Source organism: Streptomyces sp. NPDC049577 (genome assembly GCF_040675635.1).
Taxonomy (GTDB): Bacteria; Actinomycetota; Actinomycetes; order Streptomycetales; family Streptomycetaceae; genus Streptomyces.
In genome coordinates this window covers 1-6,704 of record NZ_JBFAPH010000341.1, presented here as the reverse complement: position 1 = coordinate 6,704, position 6,704 = coordinate 1, and the positions used below count along the sequence as shown (strand labels likewise).

The 6,704-nt window shown below is 71.1% G+C and carries 5 protein-coding genes and 1 pseudogene; all 6 read right to left on the bottom strand.

Annotated features, from left to right (window positions below; all coding sequences use genetic code 11):
* The coding region (locus AB0K09_RS27610; protein WP_366068126.1) for a 6-phosphogluconolactonase at window positions 1–339 on the bottom strand (339 nt) is incomplete at its 3' end.
* Window positions 336–1,370, bottom strand: a complete 1,035-nt coding sequence (gene opcA, locus AB0K09_RS27605) for a glucose-6-phosphate dehydrogenase assembly protein OpcA (protein WP_366068125.1) — start codon at window positions 1,368–1,370, stop codon at window positions 336–338. The genes opcA and AB0K09_RS27610, both read right to left, overlap by 4 nt.
* On the bottom strand, window positions 1,367–2,890 hold the full coding sequence (gene zwf, locus AB0K09_RS27600; protein ID WP_366068124.1) for a glucose-6-phosphate dehydrogenase: 1,524 nt from the start codon (window positions 2,888–2,890) through the stop codon (window positions 1,367–1,369). The genes opcA and zwf overlap by 4 nt, the downstream gene beginning before the upstream one ends.
* 1 nt (window position 2,891) lies before the next feature.
* Window positions 2,892–4,007: a transaldolase gene (gene tal / locus AB0K09_RS27595; RefSeq protein WP_366068123.1), complete on the bottom strand. Its 1,116-nt coding sequence runs from the start codon at window positions 4,005–4,007 to the stop codon at window positions 2,892–2,894.
* Window positions 4,008–4,042: 35 nt separating this feature from the next.
* Window positions 4,043–6,124 (bottom strand): transketolase, encoded by a 2,082-nt coding sequence (gene tkt, locus AB0K09_RS27590; RefSeq protein WP_366068122.1) that lies wholly within the window; start codon window positions 6,122–6,124, stop codon window positions 4,043–4,045.
* Window positions 6,125–6,506: 382 nt separating this feature from the next.
* Window positions 6,507–6,704: pseudogene (locus AB0K09_RS27585) on the bottom strand (hypothetical protein); the annotation flags it as partial.

The window sequence follows — 6,704 nt, the reverse complement described above, 5'->3', positions numbered from 1 at the left end:
GCCGTCCGCGGCCGGCATGTAGTGGACGCGGGCGGGGTCCAGGTCGACGGCGTCGAGCAGCGCCTCGCGGGCCTGTGTGGCGTTGCGCTCGGGGTCGCCCTCGGGGAGGAACCGCTCGTCGCCCCACCACAGGTCCAGCCGGGACCAGTCGACCGCGTCCCGGGCGGGCGCGGCGGCGAGGGCCGCGAGCAGCCCGTTGCCGTTGCGCCCGCCCGTGAGCACGACGGAGGCCGAGCCCCGGGCCGCCTGGGCGTCCACGATCTTGGTGATCAGCCGGGCGGCCGCGGCCCGGGCCATCAGCTCCTTGTCCCGGTGGACGACGACCTGAGGGGTGCTCACTTGCCGGCCGCCTTCTTGGCGGCGGCCTTCTTCGCCGCGGCCGCGGGGGCCTCGGCCGGTGCCTCGGACGCCGCCGGTTCGGCCGCCGGCTCGGACGGTCCGGTCGACAGCCGCTCGACGCCGTACTTCAGCGCGGACTCGTAGATCGTGTCCGGGTCGAGGCGGCGCAGCTCCTCCGCCAGGAGCTCCGCCGTCTCGCGGCGCTTGAGGGCGACGGCGCGGTCCGGCTGGCCGTGCAGGGAGAGCGTGGCCACGGAGCCGTTGACCCGCTCCAGCACGATCGGGCCGTTCCTGGTCTCCAGCCGGACGGCCGTGAGGCCGGGCCCCTCGGAGACGGTGCGCCGTGCCGGCACACCGAGGCGGTCGGCGAGCCACATGGCCAGCAGCTCGCCACTGGGGTTGCAGGTCTCGCCCTCCACCTCGGCCGAGATGACCTCGGTGTCCGGCCGCTGGTCCAGGGCGGCCGCGAGCATGGAGCGCCACGGCGTGATCCGGGCCCAGGAGAGGTCCGTGTCGCCGGGGGTGTAGTTCGCGGCGCGCGCGGACAGCTCGGCGACGGGGTTCTCGGCGGCGTAGGTGTCGGTGACCCGGCGCTGGCCGAGGGCGCCCAGCGGGTCGTTGTGCGGGTCGGTCGGCGAGGCCACCGGCCACCAGACGACGACGGGGGCGTCCGGCAGCAGCAGCGGGAGCACCACCGACTGGGCGTGGTCTATCACCTCGCCGTACAGCCGCAGCACGACCGTCTCGCCGGTGCCCGCGTCGGCGCCCACGCGCACGTCGGCGTCGAGGCGGGCCTTGGAGCGGTCGCGGGGGGAGCGGCCGGCCCGCCGCTTGATGACGACCAGCTTGCGCGAGGGGTGCTCGCGCGAGGCCTCGTCGGCCGCCTTGAGCGCGTCGTAGGCGTGCTCCTCGTCGGTGACGATGACCAGGGTGAGGACCATGCCGATGGCCGGGGCGCCGATGGCACGGCGACCCTGGACCAGCGCATTGTTGATCTTGCTGGCCGTGGTGTCCGTGAGATCGATCTTCATGGCCGGCGCCAGCTCCGTCCGTCTCGTGCGAGCATCTCGTCCGCCTCGACCGGGCCCCAGGTGCCGGCCGGGTACTGCGCGGGCTTGCCGTGCCTGTCCCAGTACTCCTCGATGGGATCGAGGATCTCCCAGGACAGCTCGACCTCCTTCAGGCGGGGGAAGAGGTTCGACTCGCCCAGCAGGACGTCCAGGATGAGCCGCTCGTACGCCTCGGGGCTGGACTCGGTGAAGGACTCGCCGTAGGCGAAGTCCATCGAGACGTCCCGTACCTCCATCGAGGTGCCCGGCACCTTGGAGCCGAACCGCACGGTGACGCCCTCGTCCGGCTGCACCCGGATGACCAGGGCGTTCTGCCCGAGCTCCTCGGTGGCGGTCTGGTCGAAGGGCGAGTAGGGGGCACGCTGGAAGACGACCGCGATCTCGGTGACGCGGCGGCCGAGCCGCTTGCCGGTGCGCAGGTAGAAGGGGACGCCCGCCCAGCGGCGGTTGTCGATCTCCAGCTTGACGGCCGCGTAGGTGTCGGTCTTCGACTTGGGGTCGATGCCCTCTTCCTCGAGGTAGCCGACGACCTCCTCGCCGCCCTGCCAGCCGTGCGCGTACTGGCCGCGCACGGTCTCCTTGGCCAGGTCCTTGGGCAGCCGGACGGCGCCCAGCACCTTGGTCTTCTCCGCGGCCACCGCGTCCGCGTCGAAGGTGGCGGGCTCCTCCATGGCGGTCAGCGCCAGCAGCTGGAGGAGGTGGTTCTGGATGACGTCACGGGCGGCGCCGATGCCGTCGTAGTAGCCGGCGCGGCCGCCGATGCCGATGTCCTCGGCCATGGTGATCTGCACATGGTCGACGTAGGACCGGTTCCAGATCGGCTCGAAGAGGGTGTTGGCGAAGCGCAGCGCCAGGATGTTCTGGACCGTCTCCTTGCCCAGGTAGTGGTCGATGCGGAAGACCGACTCGGCCGGGAAGACGTCGTGGACGATCCGGTTGAGCTCCTGGGCGCTCTTCAGGTCGTGGCCGAAGGGCTTCTCGATGACGGCGCGCCGCCAGGAGCCGCCGGTCTGCTCGGCCAGCCCGTGCTTCTTGAGCTGCTGGACCACCGTGGGGAAGAACTTCGGGGGGACGGACAGGTAGAAGGCGAAGTTGCCGCCCGTGCCCTGCACCTTGTCGAGGTCCTCGATGGTCGCCTTGAGGGTCTCGAAGGCCTCGTCGTCGCCGAAGTCGCCCTGCACGAAGCGGCAGCCCTGCACCAGCTGCTGCCAGACCTCCTCGCGGAAGGGCGTGCGGGCGTGCTCCTTGACCGCGTCGTGGACGATCTGGGCGAAGTCCTCGGTCTCCCAGTCACGGCGGGCGAAGCCGATCAGGGAGAAGCCCGGGGGCAGCAGACCGCGGTTGGCCAGGTCGTAGACCGCCGGCATCAGCTTTTTCCTGGACAAATCGCCCGTGACGCCGAAGATGACCAGGCCCGACGGCCCCGCGATACGCGGGAGCCGCCGGTCCTGTGCGTCACGCAGCGGATTGCTGCTGCTCAATTCATGCCTCCGGAGCGAGGCGCTTGAGCTCCGCCTCAGTGGACTTCAGAAGGTCGTTCCACGCCTGCTCGAACTTGTCGACGCCCTCGTCCTCCAGCAGCTGGACGACCTCGTCGTAGGAGACCCCCAGCTTGGCGAGCGCGTCGAGCTCCGCCTTGGCCTGCGCGTAGGTGCCGCGCACGGTGTCACCGGTGATCGCACCGTGGTCGGCGGAGGCCTCCAGGGTGGCCTCCGGCATGGTGTTGACCGTGTTCGGGGCGACCAGCTCGTCCACGTACAGCGTGTCCTTGTAGGCCGGGTCCTTCACACCGGTCGAGGCCCACAGCGGACGCTGCTTGTTGGCGCCGGCCTTCTCCAGGGCGGCCCAGCGGTCGGAGGAGAAGACCTCCTCGTAGGCCTGGTAGGCGAGGCGGGCGTTGGCCAGGGCGGCCTTGCCGCGCAGCGCCTTGGCCTCCTCGGTGCCCAGCTGGTCCAGACGCTTGTCGATCTCGGTGTCCACGCGGGACACGAAGAAGGACGCGACCGAGTGGATCTTCGAGAGGTCCAGGCCGGCGGCCTTGGCCTTCTCCAGACCGGTCAGGTAGGCGTCCATGACCGCGCGGTAGCGCTCCAGGGAGAAGATCAGCGTGACGTTGACGCTGATGCCCAGCCCGATCGTCTCGGCGATGGCCGGCAGGCCCGCCTTGGTCGCCGGGATCTTGATGAGCGTGTTCGGGCGGTCCACCAGCCAGGCGAGCTGCTTGGCCTCGGCGACCGTGGCCCGGGTGTTGTGCGCCAGGCGCGGGTCGACCTCGATCGAGACCCGGCCGTCGCGGCCGTCGGTGGCGTCGAACACCGGGCGCAGGATGTCGGCGGCGTCGCGGACGTCCGCCGTGGTGATCATGCGGATGGCCTCTTCGACCGTGACCTCACGGGCCGCCAGATCGGCGAGCTGGGCCTGGTAGCCCTCGCCGCCCGAGATGGCCTTCTGGAAGATCGAGGGGTTCGTCGTGACGCCCACGACGTGGCTCTGGTCGATGAGCTCGGCCAGGTTGCCGGACGTGATGCGCTTGCGGGACAGGTCGTCCAGCCAGATCGCGACGCCCTCGTCGGAGAGGCGCTTGAGTGCGTCTGTCATGGGTTCTGCATCTCCTAGCAGTTGTGGTGCGGGCGTCAGCGGCGGCCGGCGTCGGCGATGGACTCGCGGGCGGCCTCGACGACGGCGTCCGGGGTCAGACCGAACTCGCGGTAGAGCACCTGGTAGTCGGCGGAGGCGCCGAAGTGCTCCAGCGAGACGATCCGGCCGGCGTCGCCGACGTAGCGGTGCCAGGTCAGGCCCACGCCCGCCTCGACCGCGACCCGGGCCTTGACGTCCGGCAGCAGCACGCCGTCCTTGTAGGCCTGGTCCTGCTCCTCGAACCACTCCACCGACGGCATGGAGACCACACGGGTCGGGATGCCCTCGGCCTGGAGCGCCTCGCGGGCCTCGACGGCCAGCTGGACCTCGGAACCGGTGCCGATCAGGATCACCTGCGGACGGCCGCCCTCGGCCTCGAACAGCACGTAGCCGCCCTTGGCGACGCCCTCGTTGGGCTCGTAGGTCGGCACGTTCTGCCGGGTGAGGGCCAGACCGTGCGGGGCCGGCTTGGCGGTGTGCCGCTTGACGATCTCGCGCCAGGCGATCGCCGTCTCGTTGGCGTCGGCCGGGCGGACCATGTTCAGGCCCGGGATGGCGCGCAGGGCGGCCATGTGCTCGACCGGCTGGTGGGTCGGGCCGTCCTCGCCGAGGCCGATGGAGTCGTGCGTCCAGACGTAGGTGACCGGCAGGTTCATCAGCGCGGCCAGCCGCACGGCCGGGCGCATGTAGTCGGAGAACACCAGGAAGGTGCCGCCGTAGACGCGGGTGTTGCCGTGCAGCGCGATGCCGTTCATGGTCGAGCCCATGGCGTGCTCGCGGATGCCGAAGTGGATCGTGCGGCCGTACGGGTTCGCCTCCGGCAGGGGGTTGCCCACGGGGAGGAAGGACGACGACGCGTCGATCGTGGTGTTGTTCGAGCCGGCGAGGTCGGCGGAGCCGCCCCACAGCTCGGGGAGCACGCCGCCCAGCGCCTTGAGGACCTCGCCGGACGCCTTGCGGGTCGCGACGGCCTTGCCGGCCGGGAAGACCGGGAGGGCCTTCTCCCAGCCGTCGGGCAGCTCGCCGGCGGTGATGCGGTCGTACTCGGCGGCGCGCTCCGGGTTGGCGGCGCGCCACTCCAGGATGCGCTTGTCCCAGGCGGCGTGCGCCTCGCGGCCGCGGTCGACGACCTTGCGGACGTGGTCGAAGACCGAGTCCTCGACCTGGAAGTGCTGCTCCGGGTCGAAGTTCAGCACCCGCTTGGTCGCGGCGACCTCGGCCTCGCCCAGCGCCGAGCCGTGGGAGGCCTCGGTGTTCTGCGCGTTCGGGGCGGGCCAGGCGATGATCGTGCGCGCGGCGATGATCGAGGGACGCTCGGTCTCCTCCTGGGCCGCCTTCAGCGCCGCGTACAGGGCCTGGATGTCGAAGTCGCCGTTGGCGGCCTGCTCGATGCGCTGGACGTGCCAGCCGTAGGCCTCGTAGCGCTTCAGGACGTCCTCGGAGAACGCGGTCTCGGTGTCGCCCTCGATCGAGATGTGGTTGTCGTCGTAGAGCGCGACGATGTTGCCGAGCTTCTGGTGACCGGCCAGCGAGGACGCCTCGGCGGAGATGCCCTCCTCCAGGTCGCCGTCGGAGACGATCGCCCAGATGGTGTGGTCGAACGGGGACTCGCCCGCCGGCGCCTCCGGGTCGAACAGACCGCGCTCGTAGCGGGCGGCCATGGCCATGCCCACGGCGTTGGCGATGCCCTGGCCCAGCGGACCGGTGGTGGTCTCCACGCCGCGCGTGTGGCCGTACTCCGGGTGGCCGGGGGTCTTGCTGCCCCAGGTGCGGAAGGCCTTCAGGTCGGCGAGCTCCAGGCCGTAGCCGGCCATGAAGAGCTGGACGTACAGCGTGAGGCTGGTGTGGCCGGGGGAGAGCACGAAGCGGTCACGGCCGGTCCAGTCGGCGTCGCTCGGGTCGTGCCGCATGAGCTTCTGGAAGAGCAGGTAGGCGGCGGGCGCCAGGCTCATGGCCGTGCCGGGATGGCCGTTGCCGACCTTCTGCACGGCGTCCATCGCCAGGACGCGGGCGGTGTCGACCGCCCGCTCGTCCAGTTCGGTCCACTCGAGGTCTGTGGTGGTCGGCTGGTTGCTCACCCTAGGTCAGGGCTCCTCTCCACATGTTCAGCTTGCCGGGGGCGGTATGTTCCGCCACGACGCGGCGCAGACGAGCCTACCCCTGCCGGGACGGGCATCTTTTCGACGTACAGTCGGCTGCCCGGTCCATCGCCCCGGGCAACCACTTCGGGGTAGCAAAGATTCCCGTCACGGCTGTGACGGCCATGCCTCCAGCCTGCCGGTAGGCGCGCCCGCCCGCCTCTCGAACGCGACCGTTCTGTCATGTCACCCGGGGCGTGTGGGGCGTGCGGGGGAGCCCGCGGGGCGCGCCGCGGGTGGCGCGGCGGCGGCCAACACGACCCGACCCCGGCGAAGGGCGCGGTACCCCCTGCGTCTAGAGTGGCGTGGTACGCGCAAGTCTTTACCGGGTTCTTCCACCCGACTGTTGCTTGCTGGCCTTATCTCTGTCAGGGGTGTGCGTGACGGCCGTCGAATCCCGTCCTGCGGGTGGGGGTACCGCCCATGCCTCGCGCACGGCGGCAACGCGGGACGCGAGCCGCAGGGCGACACGGGAGTAGGCGTACGCCTGCTCGGGCTCCTCGTCGAGCAGCCTGGCGAC

Bases quoted from the DNA above. Each gene is read 5' to 3' on its own strand.
- opcA (WP_366068125.1), bottom strand. From the start codon at position 1,370: ATGAAGATCGATCTCACGGACACCACGGCCAGCAAGATCAACAATGCG.
- tal (WP_366068123.1), bottom strand. From the start codon at position 4,007: ATGACAGACGCACTCAAGCGCCTCTCCGACGAGGGCGTCGCGATCTGG.